The 23,259-nt window shown below is 46.1% G+C and carries 22 protein-coding genes, 1 pseudogene and 1 riboswitch; of the genes and pseudogenes, 1 reads left to right on the top strand and 22 read right to left on the bottom strand.

Annotated elements, in window-relative coordinates; translation table 11 throughout:
• Positions 1-35: 35 nt before the first annotated feature.
• Both V1499_RS02230 and V1499_RS02225 read right to left on the bottom strand, forming a co-directional pair.
• Positions 36-1,274 (bottom strand): glycosyltransferase, encoded by a 1,239-nt coding sequence (locus V1499_RS02230; RefSeq protein ID WP_409273447.1) that lies wholly within the window; start codon positions 1,272-1,274, stop codon positions 36-38.
• A 90-nt stretch (positions 1,275-1,364) separates the two neighbouring features.
• Positions 1,365-2,045 carry a glycosyltransferase family 2 protein gene (locus V1499_RS02225; protein ID WP_409273446.1) on the bottom strand — a complete coding sequence of 227 codons (681 nt, stop codon included), beginning with the start codon at positions 2,043-2,045 and terminating at the stop codon, positions 1,365-1,367.
• 188 nt (positions 2,046-2,233) lie between these two features.
• Positions 2,234-2,278: riboswitch (PreQ1 riboswitch) on the top strand.
• 6 nt (positions 2,279-2,284) lie between these two features.
• Here V1499_RS02225 and V1499_RS02220 point away from each other — a divergent pair.
• Positions 2,285-2,773, top strand: coding sequence for a QueT transporter family protein (locus V1499_RS02220; RefSeq protein WP_409273444.1), 489 nt, complete (start codon positions 2,285-2,287; stop codon positions 2,771-2,773).
• A gap of 525 nt (positions 2,774-3,298) precedes the next feature.
• Here the strand turns inward: V1499_RS02220 and V1499_RS02215 are convergent.
• The 20 genes and pseudogenes from V1499_RS02215 to V1499_RS02120 all read right to left on the bottom strand — a co-directional run bounded on the left by V1499_RS02215 (position 3,299) and on the right by V1499_RS02120 (position 22,946).
• Entirely contained in the window at positions 3,299-3,679 is a 381-nt protein-coding gene (locus tag V1499_RS02215; RefSeq protein WP_409273442.1) for a YbaN family protein, read from the bottom strand.
• Positions 3,680-3,703: 24 nt separating this feature from the next.
• Entirely contained in the window at positions 3,704-4,201 is a 498-nt protein-coding gene (locus V1499_RS02210) for an NUDIX hydrolase (protein ID WP_409273440.1), read from the bottom strand.
• A 48-nt stretch (positions 4,202-4,249) separates the two neighbouring features.
• Complete coding sequence (locus tag V1499_RS02205) at positions 4,250-5,242, bottom strand: LacI family DNA-binding transcriptional regulator (protein WP_409273439.1); 993 nt, start codon at positions 5,240-5,242, stop codon at positions 4,250-4,252.
• A gap of 14 nt (positions 5,243-5,256) precedes the next feature.
• Positions 5,257-6,306, bottom strand: a complete 1,050-nt coding sequence (locus tag V1499_RS02200) for an aldose epimerase family protein (RefSeq protein WP_409273438.1) — start codon at positions 6,304-6,306, stop codon at positions 5,257-5,259.
• A gap of 432 nt (positions 6,307-6,738) precedes the next feature.
• Entirely contained in the window at positions 6,739-8,952 is a 2,214-nt protein-coding gene (locus tag V1499_RS02195) for a putative bifunctional diguanylate cyclase/phosphodiesterase (protein WP_409273436.1), read from the bottom strand.
• A gap of 154 nt (positions 8,953-9,106) precedes the next feature.
• Positions 9,107-9,424: pseudogene (locus V1499_RS02190) on the bottom strand (redoxin domain-containing protein); the annotation flags it as partial.
• A gap of 15 nt (positions 9,425-9,439) precedes the next feature.
• The gene (locus V1499_RS02185; protein WP_409273434.1) at positions 9,440-9,607 is read right to left on the bottom strand and encodes a hypothetical protein; all 168 of its coding nucleotides are present in this window, start codon (positions 9,605-9,607) and stop codon (positions 9,440-9,442) included.
• Between the two features lie 439 nt (positions 9,608-10,046).
• Positions 10,047-10,652 carry an SAM-dependent methyltransferase gene (locus V1499_RS02180; protein ID WP_409276203.1) on the bottom strand — a complete coding sequence of 202 codons (606 nt, stop codon included), beginning with the start codon at positions 10,650-10,652 and terminating at the stop codon, positions 10,047-10,049.
• A 24-nt stretch (positions 10,653-10,676) separates the two neighbouring features.
• Positions 10,677-11,423 carry an amino acid ABC transporter ATP-binding protein gene (locus V1499_RS02175; protein WP_409273432.1) on the bottom strand — a complete coding sequence of 249 codons (747 nt, stop codon included), beginning with the start codon at positions 11,421-11,423 and terminating at the stop codon, positions 10,677-10,679.
• Positions 11,424-11,438: 15 nt separating this feature from the next.
• Positions 11,439-12,098 (bottom strand): amino acid ABC transporter permease, encoded by a 660-nt coding sequence (locus V1499_RS02170; protein WP_409273431.1) that lies wholly within the window; start codon positions 12,096-12,098, stop codon positions 11,439-11,441.
• An 80-nt stretch (positions 12,099-12,178) separates the two neighbouring features.
• Positions 12,179-12,961 carry an amino acid ABC transporter substrate-binding protein gene (locus V1499_RS02165; RefSeq protein ID WP_409273429.1) on the bottom strand — a complete coding sequence of 261 codons (783 nt, stop codon included), beginning with the start codon at positions 12,959-12,961 and terminating at the stop codon, positions 12,179-12,181.
• 270 nt (positions 12,962-13,231) lie between these two features.
• The gene (locus tag V1499_RS02160; protein ID WP_409273428.1) at positions 13,232-14,305 is read right to left on the bottom strand and encodes a PotD/PotF family extracellular solute-binding protein; all 1,074 of its coding nucleotides are present in this window, start codon (positions 14,303-14,305) and stop codon (positions 13,232-13,234) included.
• Positions 14,302-15,105 carry an ABC transporter permease gene (locus tag V1499_RS02155; RefSeq protein ID WP_409273426.1) on the bottom strand — a complete coding sequence of 268 codons (804 nt, stop codon included), beginning with the start codon at positions 15,103-15,105 and terminating at the stop codon, positions 14,302-14,304. Before V1499_RS02155 ends, V1499_RS02160 begins: the two co-directional genes overlap by 4 nt.
• The gene (locus V1499_RS02150) at positions 15,098-15,910 is read right to left on the bottom strand and encodes an ABC transporter permease (RefSeq protein ID WP_409273424.1); all 813 of its coding nucleotides are present in this window, start codon (positions 15,908-15,910) and stop codon (positions 15,098-15,100) included. The genes V1499_RS02155 and V1499_RS02150 overlap by 8 nt, the downstream gene beginning before the upstream one ends.
• Positions 15,907-17,010 carry an ABC transporter ATP-binding protein gene (locus V1499_RS02145; RefSeq protein WP_409273422.1) on the bottom strand — a complete coding sequence of 368 codons (1,104 nt, stop codon included), beginning with the start codon at positions 17,008-17,010 and terminating at the stop codon, positions 15,907-15,909. The genes V1499_RS02150 and V1499_RS02145 overlap by 4 nt, the downstream gene beginning before the upstream one ends.
• A gap of 241 nt (positions 17,011-17,251) precedes the next feature.
• The gene (locus V1499_RS02140) at positions 17,252-17,869 is read right to left on the bottom strand and encodes a LysE/ArgO family amino acid transporter (RefSeq protein ID WP_409273420.1); all 618 of its coding nucleotides are present in this window, start codon (positions 17,867-17,869) and stop codon (positions 17,252-17,254) included.
• A 196-nt stretch (positions 17,870-18,065) separates the two neighbouring features.
• Entirely contained in the window at positions 18,066-19,526 is a 1,461-nt protein-coding gene (locus V1499_RS02135; RefSeq protein ID WP_409273418.1) for a protein adenylyltransferase SelO, read from the bottom strand.
• A gap of 117 nt (positions 19,527-19,643) precedes the next feature.
• Positions 19,644-19,796 carry a hypothetical protein gene (locus V1499_RS02130; protein WP_409273416.1) on the bottom strand — a complete coding sequence of 51 codons (153 nt, stop codon included), beginning with the start codon at positions 19,794-19,796 and terminating at the stop codon, positions 19,644-19,646.
• 130 nt (positions 19,797-19,926) lie between these two features.
• Positions 19,927-21,192 (bottom strand): exo-beta-N-acetylmuramidase NamZ domain-containing protein, encoded by a 1,266-nt coding sequence (locus tag V1499_RS02125; RefSeq protein ID WP_409273414.1) that lies wholly within the window; start codon positions 21,190-21,192, stop codon positions 19,927-19,929.
• A 59-nt stretch (positions 21,193-21,251) separates the two neighbouring features.
• Positions 21,252-22,946 carry a serine hydrolase gene (locus V1499_RS02120; RefSeq protein WP_409273412.1) on the bottom strand — a complete coding sequence of 565 codons (1,695 nt, stop codon included), beginning with the start codon at positions 22,944-22,946 and terminating at the stop codon, positions 21,252-21,254.
• Positions 22,947-23,259: the final 313 nt, after the last annotated feature.

Raw genomic sequence — 23,259 nt, 5'->3', positions numbered from 1 at the left:
CATTCCTTACCCTATTTACAGCCGGGAAGGAATGATTATTCGGTGTTAAGCAGGAGTAAAATGGATCTGGCTTTTTCCCGCCATGTGTGTTTCCGGGCTTCATCCTTTAGCTGTTTAATAAGTTCTGCATCTCTTCCCAGTTCAAGGGCAGCCTCCACTCTTTCCAGGAACTGCTTATGATCCTTAGCAACCATAACAACACTGTATTTCCTGCATTCCGGAAGGTTTGTTGACACAATCGGCTTACCCACAGCCATATATTCAAAAAGCTTAATAGGAGATGTCGCAATTGTCACTTCATTGACAAGGAACGGGATCATAGAAACGTTGAATCGGTGGGCATAGCCGGGCAACTCCTCATACCTTACCGTCCCTAAATAATGGACATTCGGCATGGAGAGCAGCCTGCTATTCTTTATACTGCCGTCATAGTCCAAACCTATGAGAACAAGTTGCCAGTCCCTCCTTGAGAAGGCGAGCTTCTCAAGAAGGGCATAATCAACCCAGTTCGCCAGTGCCCCGAAATAGCCAATAACAGGCTTTTCCCCCAGATGGAGGCCGTCCACTAATACCGGCGGGGAACCATTCTTGGGGACTCCATGAAAGTGTTCATAATCCACACCATTTGAAACAAGCGCGCATCTAACAGGAGGCCTTTTATCCAATATATCATTGTAAAGTTTATCCGCTGTCGCAACCACATAGCACGATTGATTTTCAAGTATTTTCAAGTGCCTTTCAAGGATTGGCCTCGGAATGGAAACACCGGATATACTCGGGGATAATTCATCGATATATTCATATAAGATGTCAAATCCCATTTCAAGGCACTTTCTCACAAATCCGTATTCCCTTACAATATCTCCGGAGTACATATGCACAATGACCCTATTTTTCTGTTTGGCCAAAAATAAGAGGATTGCCGCTTCAACTTCCGGTTCTCTCATATTTACTAAAAAACAGCGTGGCATGACTTCCTCAATAACATCAATTTGATCATATTGATTAGTCGTCCCATAAAGATACACTACTCCTTCGCTCGCAATATTGAGGGCGATATGCTGGGGGCGCTGAAAAAGAGGGATATTCCAATCAAGCAAAGAGGGAAAAAGTACAATCGGCTTACCCGGATTATTTTCTACGATTGACCCAAGCTTTTTAAGAATCAACTGTTGTGGAGGGGAATTCAGGCCTATCCTCCTTTTTTTAAAATGCTCTTTTCTCATTAACAGATTTTTTTTCATTCGCTCTCCGCTTAAGTAATCGTTATCCATCCATCCTACACCCCTTTCAAATTAGCTTTTTATTGCTATAGTGGTTTTTTCAGATTCGCTGTATTCAATTACATGAAGCCAGGTTTGGTTTCAGGGGAAATATTTTGTGAAATCATTTGTGAATACAAGCGGTGAACAATGTTTTTTTAACCGCCTATTGTCTGAATCCGAGGTGTGGTGGGAGCTAGAATAACGGATATACACATAATTATTTGGCGAAGATGCATACATACAGATCCCAAGATTTTTACACTCCTCCAAAAATACTGCGTCTTCTCCCACCGAAATCGGAGGAAAAAGTACTCTTTCGGCAACAACTTTTCTAAAAACAAGAGTCGAGCCGGCCAGTGTATCACCGATATTTTTAATAAACGTATTTTCCTTGCCTTTAAAGAGCAATCCGAGTAGCCCCTCGTCTTTAAAATAAATAAATATTGACTGCTTTCCGACAACATCGGCTCCGTGTCTCACCATTTCAGCCAATGCTTCTTCAAGATAATGGGCACCATAATAATCATCGTCATCGAACCGTGCAATGATATTGTATTTTGCCTGGCGGATTCCCTTGTTTAAACAAGAGCCGAGCGGTTCTTCAAATGGAAGTTCAATGACTTTAATAAGCGGGTTATCGGACAAGCCTTCAACTAGATGTTTGTTAAATCCATGGAGGATGAGCACGAGTTCCTTCTCTTCAATTGTTTGATTTTCAAAATTACGAAGGATTGCTTGAAGAAAATCCGGTCTTTTCGTACACGTAATGACAGAGACCACAACAATCCTCCCTTTTTTAGTCTTTTAGTATTACTTTTATGACCTGGGAAGAAATATAATGCTTTGAACTTCCACAGCATCCCTATTGATAAGCCTGAATTCAATAATTTTGCGAAAGTATTTGGAAGATAAATCCACCCCGTTGACGAAGAATATAGCCCGGATTATAATGTTACTTTCGGGTAAAGCCGGACGTGGTTCGAGAACCTCCCACGCTAAAAAACTAAGGAGAGAGAAAGATGAAAATTAAATCATTGGCAGTGAACGGGATTATTGCGGCGCTGTATATTGTGGTCACGTTTTTGATCCAGCCGCTAAGCTTTTCCAATATTCAATTCCGTTTATCAGAGATGTTCAACCATCTCATCGTATTTAACAAGAAGTATTTTTTCGGGATTATTCTTGGCGTTTTCCTGGCGAACCTTTTCCTTTCGCCAAATCCTGGCCTAGACCTTATTTTCGGCTTCGGCCAATCGGTACTCGCCCTTTTGATTACCATGTTTTCATCGCGGTATATTAAAGGAATTTGGGCTCGCATGGCGGTCAATACTGTGGTCTTTACATTCACAATGTTCCTGATTGCCTGGGAACTGAACATTGCCGCGGGATTCCCATTTTTCGCAACGTGGCTGGCAGTCGCATTTGGTGAATTCGTTGTCCTTACGGTCGGCGCCCCATTGATGTATGCCATTCATAAACGCATCAATTTTGAAAAGCTTATTGACTAACGAACAAAAGGCGCAAGCGCCTTCGTGACAGGCAAAGACCGCCTGTCCCTGCGATGATTATTCACAGGAGCTTTCCTTAGTGTTCAGCCCCGATATAGGAAGACTTGGTTTTGCTTCAGCAAAACCTAGTCGCCCTTAATGCGTGCGAAGCGTAGCCAAGCGCTGGAGGGCCTGAAGGAGAAGTCGCTCTTTGACTTCACCTCAAGGACCGAAGCGACCTCGAGGGGCTAGGCGCTCCTCGGAAAAGAAAAGCACTTTTCCTTCGTGCGATGCTATGCTGCCGCAGCTTTCCTTGTGGAGCTGGATTACAACAACTCTTTTCGAGTGATCCACAAGGTTCAATTTTATAAATTCCTCAGCTAAGATGAGGGCCAGACCTGTTCGGGTTTGGCCTTTTTTCGATATTTTGTTCTTTGTGCCTTGCCCTATTTCCAAGGGGTTAAAGGTCATTTTGCACTATTTTTTCCATCTTGGTAAGATATCGAAAAAGAAGCGCCCCTCCCGTAATCCTAGGGAAGGAGCGCTTTAACCAACCGTCTTGATTTTAGTGAAAAAATAATAGTATTTGTACAGAACAACGGCTGCCAGCCCCGCCCTTAATGCCCAGCTGTCCGTCATGATAAACGGGATGGCGATCATGCAGTCGGCAAAGAGGAGAACAGAGAGCTTTTGTTTTAACGTCATTTCCCGTTTTTTCACAAACCCTTCGAGATGTTTTTTATACAGCCAGCTTTCTATGAACCATGCCTCAAACTTCTTCGAGCCCCGCATAAAACAGTACGACGCCAACAATAGCAGCGGTGTGGTCGGAATAACCGGCAACACAATTCCAATTATGCCAAGCCCGAGAGACAGGAGTCCCGCCAGGATAAAAAGCAGGCGGAACGGCTTCTTGACGATATCCACCGCCTCCTTTCGGAAAAATAACTGCTAAGCCGGCAATGCAGCAGCGAATAATTCGTGTAAATACCGATAGTGGACAAATTCGCCGCGGTTGGCCATGGAGAGGATTTCTTCAGGTGTGGCCCATTTCACGGCGCTTACTTCCTCTTTCTGAAGCACGCATTCCGCAATATCGACATTTTGCCTGACGAGCCATACGTCCGAAATGCTCGCCTCCCTGAAAACAGTAAAAGCAACCTCGGCATTTTCCATATCAGGAATGATGCCTAGCTCTTCCTTCGTTTCCCGGACACATGCGGCGGCACTGTCATCGCCCATGACCGCGGCGCCTCCCGTGGTAGCCCACATATTCGGAAAGCCCTTCACATGTGGGGCGCGTTTCTGGATCAAATACTCTCCATTACTGTTCAATATCCAAATATGGACGACAAGATGAAATTCCCCCGGTGCGAGTTTTTCCCCACGGATTGCTGTTCTTCCTGTTTTGTTCCTGTTGCGGTCATAAACATCCCAAAACTCGGGCATAGGTTTCCCTCCAATTGGCAGAATGAACCTATATCGTACCATTTTTTACTATCCATTGCTGCTTTTTCTTAAAACAAGTTTTGTGGCGATATAAACTTTTTTGGCTACTGTCCGGCCATCCAGCCTCTCAACAAGTGTATCAACCGCGGTTTCCCCCATCAATTCGGTGTAAATCTTTACCGTTGATAGTGGGGGATGAATGTATTTCGAAATGCTAATATCATTTACTCCTATTACGGAAACACGCCCGGGTACATCGATTCCCGCCTCATGCAGGGCCCTCATAGCGCCAATGGCAATCGAGTCATTCCCCGTAAAAAATGCCGTTGGCAGACGGCTCCCATGGTCCTTTATCGCCTTTGCCATCAACTCATGGCCAGATTCCACCTTAAACGCTCCGATATAAAAGGCGTCCTCTTTGAAGAGGCCAAGCTCCTTCATGTAACTACGGAAGGTGATTTCCCTTTCATCGGCAATCTCGGCAGTTTGGTCTTTAAAGGTTTCCCTGCCGCCTATATATCCGATTTCGGTGTGCCCTTTTGCAATTATGTAATCGAGGACACGTTTGGTCGCTGCTTTAAAATCAATGACAATGGAATCAAATTTTTCATCTGAAGGGGAGGAATCCACGAACACGATATTGCCGGTGATTGAATCCAACAGGTTCACCTGCTTTTCACTAAATTTCCCAATAGCGATGATCCCCATAATATCCGGCTTCTTCAATTCATCTATATCATCCAAAAAATATTTTTCAATTGAAATGCCGTGCTGTTTGCAGCGTTTCTCGATGCCAAGGCGGATTGACATATAGTACAAGTCATTCAGTTCTTCAATTTCCGTATACCAGTGGATGATGGCAATCTTTGTTGAAGAGAACTTTTTTGTCCCTCGCTTTTTATAGGACAGCTCTTCCGCAGCTTCGAAAATCCTCTTTTTTGTTTCATCACTTACGGACAATGAGGGATCATAATTCAATACCCGGGAAACAGTGGCTATGGAAACCCGGGCTTTTTTGGCAATATCCTTAATCGTGGCCATTTTCCCTTCCCCTTCTACACGGTTTTGAATGTAAACTTTGTAAACGAATAATACTCCTCGCCTTTATCAACGACGGTGGAGGGAAAATCGGGATGGTTTATCGCGTCCGGATAATTCTGAGTCTCGAGGCAGATGGCTAAATATGGTTCCGGCTTTGCACCCCCGCTGAGCAGGAAGTCGCCTTCCAATTGGTTCGAAGTATAAACAACGACCGCGGGCTGATTTGTTTCGACTTCCACTTTCCTTCCGTTATCATCACAGCGCAATTCAATGGTTGCGCTCTTCTTTTTACTCAGTACAAACGGGTGGTCATAGCCTTTTCCAGCAAAAAGATTTTGCTCATGGCTCGAAGCAGGACCGTCCGAAAGCTTTCTCCCCTTCCGGAAATCGAAGGCAGTACCTTCAACATCGATCACATTTCCGGTCGGAATGAGATTTTCATCCAACTCAAGGAATCTTTCGCTATCCAACTTTAGCGTGTGGCCAAGAATTGTCGATTTTGCGTTTCCGGTCAAGTTGAAATACGTATGGTTTGTCAGGTTAAGGATTGTCTTCCTGTCGGTTGTTCCAAAAAACTCCACAAAGAGTTCGTTCGCATCTGTAAGGGTATAGACTGTCCTGAGAGAAACGTTGCCGGGGTAGCCTTCCTCGCCGTCAGTACTCTCATATGTAAATTCAATCTTGGCGACAGGGCCCTCCGCGTGGACTTTGGCATCCCAAATGACCTTGTCGAGCCCCTTCAGTCCGCCATGAAGATGGTTGCCGTTATTATTTTTGGCGAGGACATAATCATTACCATCAAGGCTGAAGCGGCCATCCTTTATTCTTCCGGCGACCCGGCCAACAACAGCCCCGAAGTAAGGCGAGTATTTAAGATAATCCTCAAGATTGTCGAAGCCGAGCACTACGTTTTCAATATCGCCTTTTGAATCCGGAACACGAATTTCGGTAATAATGCATCCATAGTCTAGGCAAGTGAGCCCCATGCCGTTATGGTTCGTTATGGATATCTTATTGATAGTTTTTCCATCCAGCTCCCCAAATCTCTTTATTGTTACTTCCATTGTTCCGATCCCTCCCAAAACTTTTTCATATTTTTGTAACTTGCAACAAGCTAATTGTTGAATTAATGACTCTTCTGAAACGCTTTTTGCGGTTTCTCTAACAGTGCCTCTCAAAGCCATATTCATACAAAACCCCTTCTTTTGCAACCTCTTGCACTCTGAAAAAGCAATTTTATGTTTTGGCTATTTCCATCTTTGTAACAAAATGCGCAAGTGCCTTGGTCAGCCCCGACAAGCGCTGGAGGGCCAGAAGGAGAAGTCGCTCTTTGACTTCACCTGAAGGACCGAAGCGACCTCGAGGGGCTAGGCGCTGGAGCTGGATTACAACAACTTGTTTCGAGTTATCCAAAAGGTGAATTTTATAAATTCCTTAGCTACAAAAAAGGCAAATCCTCGCTATTCAGGAGGATTTGCCTCTGCTTGTCCCGCAACTCAAACGGGAATCGGTTTATTCAGTAGTTTTTCAACCTGTGGAGCGGGAAGCGGACGGCTGAAATGATAGCCCTGGCCGACGGTGCATCCGTTTGAAACCAGGTAGCCAACCTGTTCCTGTTTTTCAATTCCTTCGGCGATAACATGGAATCGCATATTCAAGCCCATATCGAGGATTGTTTTGACCATCGCGCCTTCAAGCGCCTCGGCTTCAATATCATCAAGGAATGATTTATCGATTTTAATCGTATCGATTGGCAAGTGTTTTAGATAGCTTAAGGATGAATAACCTGTCCCAAAATCGTCGAGGGCGATTTTTACTCCCAACCCGTTTAATTGTCCGAGGATAGTGATGGACCGCTCGATGTTCTGCATAATGCTTTCGGTTATCTCGAGTTCAAGTGAACTAGGGTCCATATCGGTTTCGATTAGTATTCTTTTTACTGTATCGACAAAGTTATCATCCTGGAACTGCCGGACGGAAATATTTACGGAAACGGTCAATGGCGGATACCCTTTTTCCTGCCAAATCCGATGCTGTTCACATGCCTTTTTCAGCACCCATTTCCCTATTGGGACGATGAGGCCGGTTTCCTCGGCAAGAGGGATGAATTCCGATGGCGGGACAAGCCCTTTTTCGGGATGCATCCATCTAATCAGCGACTCGACGCCGATGATGTTTCCGGTTTCAAGTTCGACCTGCGGCTGGTAATAAAGCGTAAGCTGCCCTTGTTCAATCGCCTTTCTCAACCCGGTTTCAAGCTCCATTTTCCTGGAAGACAGCCCATGGAGGTGCGAAGAAAAGAACTGATAGTTATTTTTCCCGCGGTCCTTTGCCAGGTACATTGCCGTATCTGCATTTTTGATCAATGTTTCCCCGTCAAGCCCGTCGGTCGGGGTAACACTAATGCCGATGCTCGGTGTCACATAAAATTCCTCGCCATTGATTCCAAATGGCCTTGAAAAATCATTCAAGATCCTTTTTGAGACCCTAACAATCTTTTCGCGGTTGGCATCGTACAGCAGAATGATGAATTCATCGCCGCCCTGGCGCGAAACGATGCCATCCTTTTTAACAGCCTGGACGAGCCTTAATGCGACCGCTTTTAACAAAAGATCGCCAACAGTGTGCCCTTTTGTATCATTGATAATTTTAAAACGGTCGAGGTCAAGGAACAGGACCGCGAGCTTTTGCTTTTCATGGCTTTGAAGCGCCATGTTCAGTTTTTCCCTGAACCGGTTCCTGTTCGGCAATCCGGTCAGGCCGTCATAATAGGCCATATGCTGGATAGTCTGTTCGGCCTTTTTCCGTTCGGTAATATCACGGCCCACAATTTGCCGTGCCGCCCTGCCTTCAAAAAAGATCGGCATTGAAACCATTTCAAGGTCAACCCTTGTCCCATCAAGCCTTGCTGTCTGGAACTCCAAACTTATTTTTTCCCCGACTTCATTCCCAATGGTCAGCTCGCGGTATCGCATCTCGCTGATAACCGACTTCGGAACAAGGCTAGAGAGCGGCATCCCGACCATTTCCTTTGGGGATTCCGCCCCAAAAATCATCGCACCGGTTTCGTTTATATAATCAATCTTTCCCCTGCTGTATACAGCGATAATGTCAGGTGACATCTCGACGAGGCTTTTATAACGGTTTTCACTCTCTTTTCGATCCGTTATGTCAAAAAGCACCGAGCTGAAATCGACCAGCTCCCCATTCTCGACGGTCGGAATTCCCCGGTCCTGTATCCAGCGGATTTCACCGTCAGGACGAATGATCCGGTAGACGCTCGTTATTGTTTCCCCTCTTGCAAAAGCCTGCTCCCTCATCGGCAAAACAGCCTGGTCATCAGGGTGAATCACCTTTTTCCAAAGCTCGTGATCCTCGTAAAAATCCTGGAGGGTATAACCATAAAGCTTTTCTATTCCAGGAGTAATCATTAGATAATCGGATTTCAGATCATGCGACCAGATCGCGACATCCAGCGTATCAAAAATGTCTCTCAGCCGCTGCCTGTTTTTCTGAAGTTCCTCCGCTGTCAAATCCACCCCTTTAAGGACAGCGAAAATTAAAAGGCCCGTCACAATCAGGGCGGTGAAATGAAAAAACTGTCTGTTAATAGGAAGTAACATGGAACCGATTTCAGAAATCAGTACCAAACCGATGAAGAAAAGCAAAATTAGTTTTCCTTTATTCTTGCTGAATGGCCTTGTTTTCATATTGTCCCCTTAATGCCTGTAGAATCTTTCCGGCATTTTTTGTGATACTCTTAAAATACCAAATTTCCACAAATAGCTCAATGTGGTTTTTTATGGGTCCCCTTGTCAAAAAAACACCCGCCTGCTCCAGAGGGAACAAACGGGGGTGAAATTGCTATTGTCCGCTAACCTTTTGAGCCGCATACGGAATGATATCCTCAACCTGCTCCCCAAACGGATCGAGCTGTTGGGACTCGAGGACCTTTCCAGCCTTGTCAAGAATCGCAAAGCCCCTCACTGACTTGGGACCGCTAGGATCCTTCATTTTTGCCTTGTCTATTAGCGTCAAATATTTATCGGATAGAAGAGTATAGTCAAGGCCAAGCTCTTTCTTCATCTCTTTATGATCTTCCGGAGAAGCCGCGCTTAACGCATAAATATCTCCTGGAAAATCGGCAAATAAATCCTTATTATTCTGCAACTCGACCAGTTGCGATTTACAGTAGTCTCAGGTATTGCCGGTGAAGAAAAAGACGAGGGTCGGCTTGTCCTTATTTTCAAGTGATACTTCCTTGCCCTGCTCATCAAGGAGGACTTTTTTTCCTGAACAGCCAGCTAAAACGAGCGCGAAAGCTGCCAGAAACAAAAAAATCCGCAAAAAACTCCGCTTGTGCATGTGTGATCCCCTTTCAACCTATATGTATTAAGTATAACGTATCGTTTGGGAGGGGCAAGAATCAAGTTTGTGAATAGTTTAACAAACCTGGTGCGGATTCTGGCGAAGAGTTCTTCCAGCAGACCAAAGAGTAATTTATCGAAGCCTTTTAATCATGTGGGCGTTGTTTTCTTTTATAAAAATTTGCCCTTATATTTTTCCGAATATTTAGATAGGGGCGAATAGAGAAAATTAGAGGGCGAATAATTTTAAAAATGGGGTGAATGTCAAAAATATTGGGGCGAATAACTTTCCATGCCTTCTTTGATAAAATTAGAACGGTGTTAAAGTAAAAGAAAAGTAGAATTTTTCCTACTCAATTTTTAATTCAACTCCATTCCGGAACAAAAATCTCTTACAATACAGCAAAAAGCATCCCGTCATGAAACGGAATGCCCCTTTAAACTTCATTTCGGTACACAAGGAACCGCTCATTTGGATTTTTTTCGTACAAATTCGGCAAAACGACCTCTTTTACCAGTTCGAAGCCTGTGTCGTATTCGAGGAACTGGATATAATCACCGGACGGATAATATAGAATCAAGTCTATGTCCCGGGGGCTTCTCTCTGCCGATTCTAGGATGCGATTGACGACTTTTATAAAAATCGACAGAGTAAATGGGTTGAAGAAGTAGAACTTATTTTCCCCAGGCTGGATTTGATAGTCTTCGGCAAGGCAGCAATGGAAATGGAGTTTGTCGGCGCGCTTTTTCATTTTCGATAGATAGCTATTCCTGTTCTGGATTGCCTCGTGGTAAAAAACTTCGTTCATCTCAACGCCGGTAACATGCGCGTTGAATACGTAATTGGCATAGAACGGCAACCTGCCCTTGCCGCAGCCAAAGTCGACAAGGCTGTCCCGGCTTCCAAGCTGGTATTCAGCAAATAGGGCATCGAGTGCCTCATACGGGGTCGGTTCATAAGGATGGTAATGAACCGACTTTAAAAACCCTTTTTGGCTACCGGCAGTTTTGATGTTCAATAAAGCATCTTTATAGCGTTCCATTTCCACTAGCATCTCTTCCTTCAATTACTTCAGGGTCCGGGTTAAAAACGCCTTCGTCCGTTCGTTGCGGGGGTTCGTGAAAATCTCGGAAGGAGGACCCGATTCGATGATTTCCCCATTATCCATGAATATAACACGGTCCGCCACCTCGCGGGCAAATCCCATTTCGTGAGTGACGATCAACATGGTCATATGCTCTTCGGCAAGCTTCTTCATAACCTGGAGCACTTCACCCGTCAATTCAGGATCAAGCGCTGATGTAGGCTCATCAAAGAGGAGGATTTCAGGATCCATCATGAGGGCGCGGGCAATCGCAACCCTTTGCTTCTGGCCGCCTGAAAGCTTTGCCGGGTAGGCGTTCACATGGCCCGAGAGGCCAATTTTCCCTAAAAGCTCCTCCGTCCGGTTCTTAAGTCCTTCGGATGCTTCCTTCTTCACTACCTTTGGCGCAAGTTCGAGGTTCTCTTTTACGGTCAGGTGAGGAAACAGGTTAAAATGCTGAAATACCATTCCCATCTTCGCTGTAATCCTTTTAATTTCCTGCTGGCCCGGATAGACGCCGTCCTTTGCAAGGTACTCGCCGTCTACAACTATGCTGCCCCCGTCAATTTTTTCGAGCTGGACGAGGCTGCGGAGCATCGTGCTTTTTCCCGAACCGGATGGCCCGATAATGGCGATTACTTCATTTTTATTTACGCTGAAAGAAATATCCTTTAGTACTTCGGCCTGGCCGAAAGACTTTTTTAGATTGCTTACTTCAATGATAGCCATTTTCCCCACCCCTTTCTATTCAAATTTAAAGTTCCGTTCCACCCATTTGAAAATTGCCGTCAGTACCAATGTCATAGCAAGGTAAATGACCCCGGCGACGAAGAATGGAACAATGGTGAAGTCCCTGTTGACCGCGGTCTGGGCAAAGTGGAGCAGCTCCGGTACGGCGACCGCGTAAAGCAGTGCTGTATCCTTCACGAGTGTTACAGATTCGTTCGCAACGGCCGGAAGGGCAATCCTGAACATTTGAGGGAGGATGACCCTTGCTGTTGTTTGCCATTTATTCAGGCCGAGCACCTGTGCCGCTTCATACTGGCCCCTGTCGATGGCGAGGAGGCCGCCGCGGAAGATTTCCGCAAAATAAGCCGCATAGTTCAGCACAAATCCAAGTGAGGCGGCGACAAACCGATCGAGCACAAGGTACTCGCCGATTACGGGAATCATCGGCAGGCCGAAACAGATGAATAGGAGCTGAAGCAACAGCGGCGTGCCGCGCATGACATAAATATATCCCTGGGCAAGCCAAGATAGCGGCTTGAAGCTGCTTTTCACTGCAAGAGTAAGTAAAAATCCGAGCGGGATGGACGCGATGATGGCGATAAAAAACAACAGAATTGTCATTTTTGCCCCTTCAAGCATCGGCCCGCTGATTGAAATAATATAATCGAGAGACATACGAAATTCCTCCGGGTTCACTAAGCGAAAACAAAACAGGGTTTCCCCTGGAAATCCTGTTTTGTTTTTTCATTTGGCTTTTATTTTAATACTTTGTCTTCCCCAAACCATTTTTTCGAAACCTCGGCGGCGGTGCCGTCTTCATTCAGTTTATCAAGGGCTTTCTGCAGCTTATCGCGAAGCTCTTCATTCCCTTTTTTCACGCCAACTCCGTATTGTTCCGGAGCCAGGCTTTCGTCGAGGATTTTGAATGTGTTTTCTTGTTTCGCCATGTAGTAATTTATGACAACTTCATCGATAACGACCGCATCGAGCCGTCCGCTCTTCAAGTCGTTGAGTGCCATGACATTATCCGCAAATTCAGTCACTTTTTTAATTTTTGGCTTAACCGGGTTGGCATCAAGCGCATCAGCCGCGGAAGACAGGGATTGCAGCCCAACGACTTTTCCTTTCAGGTCAGCAAGAGTTTTGATGTTTGAATTGGCAAGTGTGACGACGACCTGCGCGTTTTCAAGATAAGGCTTTGTGAAAAGAACTTTCTTCTTTCGATCATCTGTAATAGTGTAACCGTTCCAAATCAAGTCAATCCGTCCGCTGCTTAGCTCGGACTCCTTTGTTTTCCAGTCGATTGGCTGGAATTTCGCCTTCATGCCCATTTCCTTCGCAGCTGCTTTGGCGTAATCAATATCAAAACCGACAAGCTTGTTGTTTTCATCACGGAAGCCCATCGGCGCGAACTTATCGTCAATTCCGATTACGAGCGTATCACCGTTCCCTTTTCCAGAAGTGGAACTGCCCGAACATCCTGTAAGAACCATAAACAACGCTGAGACAAGAAATGCAATCATCGCTAGACGTTTCATAGGTTGACCATCCTTTTTTGTTAAGTTTATTTTAGCTAAAAACGCTTTAGTACGTTACCATATTATCACACTATCAGATTATAACATTGAAATATGCATTGGACAATAGCCCAAAAAAAGTTCACAAAATTACCAAATAGAGGGGCATTCTCAAAAAAAGGGGGGATTCGGGAGAAAAGACTACTGTGAAACAAGATTTTTCGGGGAGGGTGACAGGTACTGTTTACATTTCTCTACAAAGAAAGGCACCCAACCGGGTGCCTTCAAAACTTATTTCCTATGCATTTTAAATTCGAGGAAGAGCTGGTTGTAATAGGCCAGGTTCCGTGGGCCTAGGTTTTCGTACACCTCAAGCTTTTCCGTCAGTTCTTCGGAAGGATAGAAGCGCTCGTCGGACGTCATTTCCTCCGGCATGTACTTCAGGGCTTCCTTGTTCGGTGTTGAATAATAAACCCATTCCGTATTCTGGGCGGCGATTTTGGCGTCAAGCATGAAATTGAGAAACTTATGGGCTGCTTCTATGTTTTTCGCCGTCTTCGGAATGACCATGTTATCGAACCATAGATTCGATCCTTCACTTGGGACGACATATTCAATGTCTTCGTTTTCTCCCATAATGTCGGCAGCCACCCCGGACCAAACAATCCCGATTGCAGCTTCTTCATTCTCCAACAGCATCTTGATTTCGTCACCGACAATCGCCTTGATATTCGGCGTCAGCGTATCAAGCTTTCCTTTTGCCTGGAGGAGATGCTTTTTATTCGTGTCATTCAGAGAGTAGCCAAGGCTGTTCAGCCCCATGCCGATCACTTCGCGCGCGCCGTCGATCAGGAGGATTTCATTTTTCAAATCCGGATCCCAAAGGTCGTTCCAGCTCGTAATCTCTTTCCCTCCAAGCATTTTTGGATTATAGACAACTCCAACCGTCCCCCAGAAATAAGGAACTGAATACTTATTTTCTGGATCGAATGGCAAATCCATGAAACGCGGATCAATGTTTTTTAGATTCGGAAGCTTGGAATGGTCGAGGGGAATCAGCAAATTCTCCTCCCGCATCTTGTCGATCATATATTCAGAAGGAACGGCAATATCATAGGCTGTCCCGCCCTGCTTGATCTTTGTCATCATCGCTTCGTTCGAATCAAAAGTTTCATAGACAACGCTGATGCCGGTTTCTTTTTCAAACCGCTTGATCAAATTGGGGTCGAGGTAATCTCCCCAGTTGTAAATCGTCAATGTGTTGCCGCCTGAATACCCTTTGGTCGCATTGAGTTTTGAGATAATCCCGAGCAAAAGGGCCGATGCAAGGACGATTGAAATAAATAAACGCATTAGCTGTTTCATTTACGGACCCCCATTCCGGCCGGCTTTTGCCGTTGCGTAATGAAGTAGTAAACCACCACGAGAATCACCGTGAATAGGAACAAAAGCGTCGAAAGGGCGTTTATATTCAGGGAAACGCCCCGGCGCGCAAGTGAATAAATTTCAACCGAAAGCGTGCTGAATCCGTTACCTGTTACAAAAAATGTTACTGCAAAATCATCAAGCGAATAGGTCAGCGCCATGAAGAATCCAGCCATGATTCCCGGCGTCAGATAGGGCAAAACTACCTTCGTCAACACGTCCCAGCTGTTTGCGCCCAGGTCCTTAGCTACATCGACCAGGGTGGGACTCATTTCGGTCAATTTCGGGAGGACCATCAGGACGACGATTGGCACGCTGAACGCGATATGGGAAAGCAGCACCGAGTAAAATCCGAGTTTATAACCGGAAACGGTAAATAAAATCAGGAACGATGCCCCGATAATGACGTCAGGGCTGACAATCAATACATTATTAAGCGACAATATCGTGTTTTTCGTCGACCGCTTTCTCATGTAGTGGATTCCAAGCGCGCCGCCAACACCGATAATCGTAGCAATTAGGGCGGAAAGCAGCGCCACGACGAGCGTATTCAGGACAATGATCAACAGGCGTGTATCGTTGAACAATTCCTTGTACCAATCAAGGGTAAACCCTTCAAACCCGAACATTTTCCCCCCGCTGTTAAAAGAGTAAAGGATCAGGAAGAAAATAGGTGCATACAGGATAAAGAATATCAGGATCAAAAACAGTTTTGAGAGTGGGGACAGCCTTTTATCCACGTGAAACACCCCGCTTTCGGATGCCTGTCATCGCCATAATGGCAAACATCGCAATAATTAAAAACACCGCGATTGTCGAACCCATTCCCCAATCCTGTGTTACAAGGAAGTTCTGCTCTATCGCTGTTCCGAGCGTGATGACCCTGTTTCCGGCAATGAGCCTTGTCAGCATGAACAGGGAAAGAGCAGGAATGAAGACAACCTGGCAGCCTGATTTTACCCCTTCGATCGTGAGCGGGAAGGTTACACGGCTGAAAGTCGTCCACTTCGATGCGCCAAGATCGTTGGCTGCATCGATGAGCGCCGGATTCAATTCATTCAGTGAGTTGAAGATCGGCATAATCATAAATGGGATAAAAATATAAACAGAAACAAAAATAAAGCTGAAATCAGTAAACAGGATTTGCTTCGTCCCGATTCCGATCGCCTCAAGGAACTGGTTGGCCGCCCCGTACGTACCGAAAATGCCAAGGAACGCATAAGCTTTTAGAAGCAAATTAATCCAGGACGGAACAATGATGAGCAATAGCCAAAGCTGCTTATGCCTCGTCTTCGTCAGCAGCATCGCAGTCGGATAAGCGACAAGCAAGGAAAACAGCGTAATCAAGAATGCATACCAAAAGGAACTGAGGGTCATCTTCAAATAGACCGGCGTAAAGAACCTTTGGTAATTCTCCAGGGAAAAATGGCCGTCAATATCAAGAAAAGAATAGTAGACTACGAGTAAAATAGGAACGATGACAAAGAAAACCATCCAAAGGGTATAGGGCAGCATATATAGCTGGCGAGTCAGGTTCCGGTTCATTCGCCTTCTCCATCCTTATACGCCTCTAACCGCCGGTCAAATTCCTCTTCCGTTTCGCCCAATCGCATAACATGGATTGCTTCCGGCTCAAAATACAAGCCAATCTGGTTGCCAACGGCCGCTTTTTTCGTCGAGTGGACAAGCCACTCGTTACCGGCATTGTCGTAGCAGCTCAGTTCATAATGGACACCTCGGAAAAGCTGGGAATCAACCTGCACCTGAAGCTTGCCCTTTTCAAGCGAGGTGATTTCCAAATCCTCCGGACGGATGACAATTTCAACCGGTTCATTGGGATTCAGCCCCTGGTCGACGCACTCAAACTGCTTTCCTGTAAATTCAACAAGATAATCACGTACCATTGTCCCTTTAACAATATTCGATTCTCCAATAAAATCGGCGACAAAGCGGTTGATCGGCTCATCATAAATATCAGTCGGGCTGCCGCTCTGCTGAATTTTCCCATGATTGATGACAAATATTTCGTCGGACATCGCGAGCGCCTCTTCCTGGTCGTGCGTGACGAAGATGAACGTGATGCCAAGCCTGCGCTGAAGCTCGCGCAATTCATACTGCATCTCTGTGCGCAGCTTCAAATCCAGCGCCGATAGCGGCTCATCGAGAAGGATGACCTCTGGCTCATTGACAATGGCCCTTGCAATCGCGACACGCTGGCGCTGGCCGCCGGACATTTCCGTAATTTCCCTATTTTCATAGCCAACAAGGTTTACAAACTGAAGGGCTTCCTTTACCTTCACTTTAATATCGGCTTCCTTCATCTTCTTAATCCGGAGGCCAAACGCGACATTTTCAAACACATTCAAATGAGGGAACAGCGCATAATCCTGAAAAACGGTATTCACTTGGCGTTTATTCGCTGGAAGGCTGTTAATTCTCTTCCCGTTAAAAAAAATGTCACCCGAGGTTGCCTCCGTAAATCCGGCAATTAGCCTCAAAATGGTCGTCTTGCCGCAACCTGAGGGACCTAATAGGGTATAAAACTTCCCTCGCTCGATCTCAAAGCTAACGTTATCGAGTACGGGGCGGTCCTGGTCGTATTGCTTTGTTACATTCTCAAATTGAATAATTACGGAACTATTCATGGCAGCCTCCTTTTCCGGGCGTTATTTATGATTACAGAATCAATTCTTTTATTCCCGGCAAATCATGTGATTTTCGACAAATCTCTATGGTACATTCGGAACAATTATACATGAGGGGGACAAAAATTCAATATTCTTTCTATTTTTTACAAAAAATGCGAGTAAATTATAGTATAATCTCTTTTTTAACCAAAAAGCCTTCTCCTAGAGGAAAAGGCCCATGACTATTGATAGAGTACTATTATATGAAAGTGAGAATCTGATACCCTAAATAAATTGCCATCCCCCAGACAATGAATGCGGACACCTGATTCAGCCTTTTCAGGAATATTCCTTTCTGGCCAAACTGCCCAACCCGCCTGCCAACCACCGCCAACGAGAAAAACCAGATCCAGGATACAGTTATGCAAGCTAAGGTGAACAGCCACTTCTCAGGCCCAACATAAACCAGGGATGCTGTCCCAATTACCCCGATTGTATCCATAATGGCATGTGGATTTAGAAGCGAGACCGATGCCGCGAACATGACCTGCCTCTTGGCTGAAAAAGATGCCTGTCCGTCGTTTCGCACCAAATCGCCCGCGGATTTCCAAATGGACCAGCCCATGTATGCAAGGAATAAAAATCCTATTATAAAAAACAAATTCCTGATCCACCCGAAATTAAAGACGATGACAGACACGCCCGCTACCGCCATTGTAATCAAAAGTGTATCGCATATCCCCGCTGTTACAACCGCCGGAACGGCCCCTGAGAATTTTTTATGGGTCGCCCCCTGATTAAAGACAAATACATTCTGAACGCCAAGCGGCAAAATTAAGCCAAAGGCCAATAAAATCCCATGTACGAGCGCTTCCATCCAATCCCCCTGCCTTCTATTAAAAAACACTTTGGTTATGAATATATTTTGTAAATCTATACTACCATTTGATGAAAAGCAATGGTTTCATATTACAACGTAATAATATAGACGAAGATAAGGTGCTCGGTATTGAAAATCACTGGAGCTAAGAAAAAAGGACGAACAGCCTTTTAAGCCGTTCGCCTTTTTCATATTATGTCCCGCAAAAAGTTTTGTAAGGCAAGCCCGTTGGTTCAGGCGGTTTGCAGTACTCTTCCTGCTCAGGAGAATGGGCGTATGGATTCGACAATACTGTTAGGAGCTTTTCCATCACGTTGTAATCCCCTTTCTTTACCGCCGCATCAAGCGCCTCTTCCACCCGATGGTTCCTTGGGATGACTGCTGGATTGGTTCTCCTCATCATTTCAAGGGAAACTTCCTTCGAATCCTTTTGCCTGCCAAGGCGTTCCTGCCAGCGTGCATGCCATTTTTCAAACTCTTCTTTTCCATGAAAAACGGTATCCTCCAGCTTGTCGAAGGTTAGAGCACGGAACGTATTTGTATAATCGGCACGATATTTTTCCATTAAATTGAGAAGATCGCTGATGAGTGTTTCATCCTCGTCCTCCTCATTTGTCAACCCAAGCTTTGCCCTCATTCCGTCCAGCCAGTACTGTTGAAACTGCTTCGCAAAACCGGAAATGGCCTCATTGGCCATTTTAAGAGCCTCCTCCTCATCTTCATGGAGGAGCGGCAATAGCGTTTCGGCAAAACGGGCGAGGTTCCATGCTCCGATATACGGCTGATTGCCATAGGCGTAGCGGCCCTCCCTGTCGATTGAACTGAATACAGTCGCCGGGTCGTACACATCCATGAAGGCGCACGGCCCATAATCAATCGTCTCGCCGCTAATCGTCATGTTGTCAGTATTCATAACTCCGTGAATAAAGCCCACTAGCTGCCATTTGGAAATCAACCTTGCTTGGCTATTTATAACTTTCGTTAGCAGCGATAAATATTTATTCCCGACTGTTTCCACATCCGGATAATGCCTCTTAATCGCATAATCGGCAAGGGCCCGCAATTCATCGATTTCGCCCATACCGGCAGCATATTGGAACGTGCCGACGCGAAGATGGCTTGCCGCCACCCGGGTGAGGATTGCACCAGGAAGCTCGGTCTCCCGGTATACCGGTTCCCCTGTTTCCACAACCGCCAGGCTCCGGGTCGTCGGGATGCCAAGCGCATGCATCGCTTCACTAATGATGTATTCCCTAAGCATCGGGCCTAGCGCCGCGCGTCCGTCACCCCCGCGCGAATAAGGCGTCCTGCCCGGGCCCTTCAACTGGATATCAAACCTTTTTCCATCAGGGCTGATATGCTCTCCGAGGAGGATAGCCCGCCCATCCCCGAGCATTGTAAAATGGCCGAACTGATGGCCGGCGTAGGCCTGGGCCAGTGGTACCGCGCCTTCTGGTACCCGGTTCCCAGCCAAAACTGCAAGGCCATCGTCCGCAGACAACTCCTTCGTATCAAACCCGAGCGATTCCGCAAGCGGGCCATTAAGGGCCGCGAGCTTCGGAGCACGGACAGGATCAGGATCGAGCATCGTATAAAATGGCTTCGGGAGCCTTATATAACTGTTGTCAAAATTCCAGCCTATTTCGTTACCCATGGAATCTCCTTTCCTCATTGCCTTATTTCATTTATCAGTTGATTCTCATTATACCCTTTCTTTTATGAATAGACGCCTTTTTGCGTTCCATGTTAGTAACCGATTTTTCCGACCAAGTTAATTCAAATCGGACGAGTCGTCATAATCATAGCGAAAGCCGTCCTGCTGGGCACTTTCGTCCTTTTCATTCGTAAAACGATACCCGACGTGAATCATGCCCGCTTTCGATTTATCCGGCTTTCTTTCAACCTGATTAATGTCCTTATCCATTTCAGCCGCCTCCTTCAAGTTTCCTTTTTACTATCCCAAGAAACAGCTTTTGCTATGCGGGACATACTGTTCCTCTTAAAATTAGGCACAAAAAACCGCCGCCCCAGCCGGAACGGCGATTTTACAAAAATTAATAGATCATATAGTTCTTCCTAACCTGTTTGAATTCCTCAAGCCCACCTTCCCACTGGGCCTTCATTTCATCGACTGACTTCCCGTTTTCAATCGCTTCCCTTACCCAGCCGTTTCCGATTAATAAATCGAAGAACGAAATACCATTGCTGTCCGGGGCGCGGAATTGGAAGTCATTTGGATACATGTCATGGATTGCCTTCACAATATGGAGGCCTGTTTCAACCGGCCTGAACGAATCACGGTTTGTGATATGGATTTGGATTCCGTGGGAGAGAACCCCAGAATGCTTCGAGAAAGTCGGAATGAACGACGCTGCCCTGAACTTCACCCCCGGAAGCTTCAAGGCGTTCAGTTTCGCGGCCAGGTCATCGGCGTTAATAAATGGAGCGCCAATCAGCTCGAACGGCTTCGTTGTCCCCCGTCCTTCTGATACATTCGTCCCTTCAATCAATGCCGCCCCAGGATACACCAATGCGGTTTCCAATGTCGGCATATTAGGAGATGGCATCACAAATTCAAGCGGAGTTTCGTCAAAGTACATGTTGCGTTTCCAGCCATTCATCTCGACGACAGTTAAATCCGCCCCGATGTTGAATTCTTTATTGAACAGCATCGCAAGCTCGCCAACGGTCATCCCATGCCTAAGAGGAATCGGATAGTTCCCGACAAAGGACGTATATTTCGATGCATCAAGCACCGGCCCCTCAACTTTAGTCCCGCCAAGCGGGTTCGGGCGGTCCAGGACGATGAATGGAATATTGTTTTCCTTCGCTGCTTCCATCGCATACGCCATCGTATAAATATACGTATAGAACCTTGTCCCCACATCCTGGATATCAAACAGGAGGACATCTACATTTTCAAGCATTTCCGGAGTTGGCTTTCTCGTCTTTCCGTAAAGGCTGTATACAGGAAGTTTCGTTTTTTCATCAATATAATACTCAACATACTGGCCAGCCTGGGCGCTTCCCCTAACCCCATGCTCCGGGCCGTACAATGCCGTCAGCTTCACATCCGCGTCATTGAACAATAAATCAAAAACGCTGACGAGATTTTGGTCGACCCCGGTCGGATTGGTGATCAAGCCGACCCGCTTTCCTTTTATTAAATCCTTATGCTCCTTCAGCAACACTTCGGCTCCAACCATGAATTTCTTATGGTCCTGGCTTTTCCCATTGCCCTTGTCATGGTTTGCCAAAGCCACTGTTAAGGTTGACAGGATCAGGATTAACGTTACAACTGCGGATAGCCATTTTTTCAAAACAATCACCCCTGCTTTAAAATTTTTTTAAGATTTATTTCAACCTACCACTTACCACCCTAATGGCTTCGCTGTTCCCATCCTTCTCCTTTGAAACTAGGCTCAACGTTTTTTCCGCCAACGCCTTCAATCTTGATGTTATCGACATACCATCCGCGGCCGTTCACCGTGCTATCGGTTTCATATCTGAAACGGACGAATTTGGCGATTGCCGGCAGGGGCGCTTCAACATCGACCCAGCCATCGCTGTTGCCTGTATATTGCTTTGCCTTCGTCCAGTTCAAGCCGTCGATGGACCATTCTAGATAGCCATAATCCGAATCCTTTTCTATTCGGTGCCATGTTGTAAAAGAAATTTTCGACGGCTGTTCCACATCCACAGCCGCTGTTAATGCATGCTGGATTTTGTCTCCATAACCAGAAAACCATGCTTGTCCATCGGGAACGGAAACCGGAATGGCTTCCGCAACCTGCCTTGCAAAGGCTCTTCTTGCCGTATTGGTCGTAACCGTATTCCGGCTCGGATGCACCCTGTTCGTAAGCAAGATTGCGATTGTATCATTAGCCCTGTTCACAACGATGGAAGTACCCGTGTAGCCTGTATGGCCAAGCGCGGATTCATCCGCGAGGGCATCCATGAACCATCCCTGGGCGATTTCCCATCCTAATCCATGGTCGTTCCCCGGAAATTCGGGAATCTGGTTTTCAACCAGCATCCTGACTGTTTCCGTCCTCAGGATTTGCTTGCCCCCATATCGGCCGTCATTCAAATACATGTGGGCCAGCTTCGCCAAATCCTCAGCGGTTGAAAAGACACCCGCGTGCCCAGCTACTCCGTCAAGAGCCCACGCATTTTCATCATGGACTTCACCCCAAACAATCCCCCTGTTCGTCCACGGTTGGAACTCGGTTGCGGCGATCCTGCCTTTTAACGCGGCCGGCGGGTTGTACATTGTATCCTTCATTTCCAAAGGTTCCGTAATATACTCTTTGACAAATTCATCCTGTCTCTTTCCTGATAGCCGTTCGATCAAAACCCCGAGCGTTATCATGTTCAAATCACTGTATGTATACTTGCTGCCCGGAGGATTGCTTAACGGCTGGCTCAAAACGAGATTGACCCTGTCTTCGCGGCTATTCCCTTGTGTGTAAAGGGGAACCCAAGCTGCGAGCCCAGACGTATGGGTCATCAGTTGGCGAATAGTTACATTTTCCTTTCCATTGGCCGCAAATTCAGGGATATACTCCGCAACCTTGTCATCAAGGCCGAACTGCCCTCGGTCATAAAGGATCATCGCTGCTGTTGTCGTAAAAATTTTGCTGATTGAAGCAAGGTCGAAAATGGTATCTTCCCGCATCTTAATTGGATTTTCAGACTCCGTGAATTGATCGTCCTCATACCGGTAGGCATATCCATAGGCATCATGCTTTACAATGTGTCCGCTCCGCGCTACAAACGCCACTGCCCCAGGCATCGCCCTTTCGGAAATGAATTTGTTCAAATGGGCATCAATTCCGTCAAGCGGTTGTTGAATCATTCCCGCCCCCTTGATTGAGCCTTTGTGGAGGATTGGAGAAAGCGGACCAGGATTGCCCCAGGTAAAAACAGGATGAATGTTATCACCGGCAGCTTTTGCAGCTTGTTTCTCCACTGTCATTCTCGGAACCTGATTGGCTTGGGCGCCGGTAAGCGGAATTAGCGCGCCACAAATTAGAACAGCAGACACTGCGATTGTAATCGTTTTTTTCATCATGCTCCCTCCCAGAAATGAAAAGGCTTTCATTAATATTCTCAGCTTAGCGAATGTACTTATTAGATGTCTATACCACCTTGGACCCAACTATGGGACAAAGCTTTCATGGTTAGGGCATCTCACAGGAATAAAGCACTGTAAATTCGACGAAATTTTAAAAATAATTATCCAACTAAGCAAGGTTACCTGGAAAACGGGCCTTTTCAGCTAAGCTGCTCCACCCCATTCCTCGCTTTTGGTCCTATCGTTCCTCTTGGAAAATTAGGCAATTGGAGGGATGGGCAAAATCAGATTTGCCCTTCACGGCTTTATC

Origin of the sequence: Neobacillus oceani (assembly GCF_046237595.1) — a bacterium.
GTDB classification, from domain to species: domain Bacteria; phylum Bacillota; class Bacilli; order Bacillales; family Cytobacillaceae; genus Bacillus_D; species Bacillus_D oceani.
This window is presented reverse-complemented; position numbering and strand designations above follow the sequence as displayed.

What these genes read in the sequence shown, in the direction of transcription:
- V1499_RS02230 (WP_409273447.1), bottom strand. Translation starts at nt 1,274, where the DNA reads ATGGATAACGATTACTTAAGCGGAGAGCGAATGAAAAAAAATCTGTTA.
- V1499_RS02220 (WP_409273444.1), top strand. Translation starts at nt 2,285, where the DNA reads ATGAAAATTAAATCATTGGCAGTGAACGGGATTATTGCGGCGCTGTAT.
- V1499_RS02210 (WP_409273440.1), bottom strand. Translation starts at nt 4,201, where the DNA reads ATGCCCGAGTTTTGGGATGTTTATGACCGCAACAGGAACAAAACAGGA.
- V1499_RS02205 (WP_409273439.1), bottom strand. Translation starts at nt 5,242, where the DNA reads ATGGCCACGATTAAGGATATTGCCAAAAAAGCCCGGGTTTCCATAGCC.
- V1499_RS02200 (WP_409273438.1), bottom strand. Translation starts at nt 6,306, where the DNA reads ATGGAAGTAACAATAAAGAGATTTGGGGAGCTGGATGGAAAAACTATC.
- V1499_RS02195 (WP_409273436.1), bottom strand. Translation starts at nt 8,952, where the DNA reads ATGAAAACAAGGCCATTCAGCAAGAATAAAGGAAAACTAATTTTGCTT.
- V1499_RS02185 (WP_409273434.1), bottom strand. Translation starts at nt 9,607, where the DNA reads ATGCACAAGCGGAGTTTTTTGCGGATTTTTTTGTTTCTGGCAGCTTTC.
- V1499_RS02180 (WP_409276203.1), bottom strand. Translation starts at nt 10,652, where the DNA reads ATGGAACGCTATAAAGATGCTTTATTGAACATCAAAACTGCCGGTAGC.
- V1499_RS02175 (WP_409273432.1), bottom strand. Translation starts at nt 11,423, where the DNA reads ATGGCTATCATTGAAGTAAGCAATCTAAAAAAGTCTTTCGGCCAGGCC.
- V1499_RS02170 (WP_409273431.1), bottom strand. Translation starts at nt 12,098, where the DNA reads ATGTCTCTCGATTATATTATTTCAATCAGCGGGCCGATGCTTGAAGGG.
- V1499_RS02165 (WP_409273429.1), bottom strand. Translation starts at nt 12,961, where the DNA reads ATGAAACGTCTAGCGATGATTGCATTTCTTGTCTCAGCGTTGTTTATG.
- V1499_RS02160 (WP_409273428.1), bottom strand. Translation starts at nt 14,305, where the DNA reads ATGAAACAGCTAATGCGTTTATTTATTTCAATCGTCCTTGCATCGGCC.
- V1499_RS02150 (WP_409273424.1), bottom strand. Translation starts at nt 15,910, where the DNA reads ATGAACCGGAACCTGACTCGCCAGCTATATATGCTGCCCTATACCCTT.
- V1499_RS02145 (WP_409273422.1), bottom strand. Translation starts at nt 17,010, where the DNA reads ATGAATAGTTCCGTAATTATTCAATTTGAGAATGTAACAAAGCAATAC.
- V1499_RS02140 (WP_409273420.1), bottom strand. Translation starts at nt 17,869, where the DNA reads ATGGAAGCGCTCGTACATGGGATTTTATTGGCCTTTGGCTTAATTTTG.
- V1499_RS02135 (WP_409273418.1), bottom strand. Translation starts at nt 19,526, where the DNA reads ATGGGTAACGAAATAGGCTGGAATTTTGACAACAGTTATATAAGGCTC.
- V1499_RS02130 (WP_409273416.1), bottom strand. Translation starts at nt 19,796, where the DNA reads ATGGATAAGGACATTAATCAGGTTGAAAGAAAGCCGGATAAATCGAAA.
- V1499_RS02120 (WP_409273412.1), bottom strand. Translation starts at nt 22,946, where the DNA reads ATGATGAAAAAAACGATTACAATCGCAGTGTCTGCTGTTCTAATTTGT.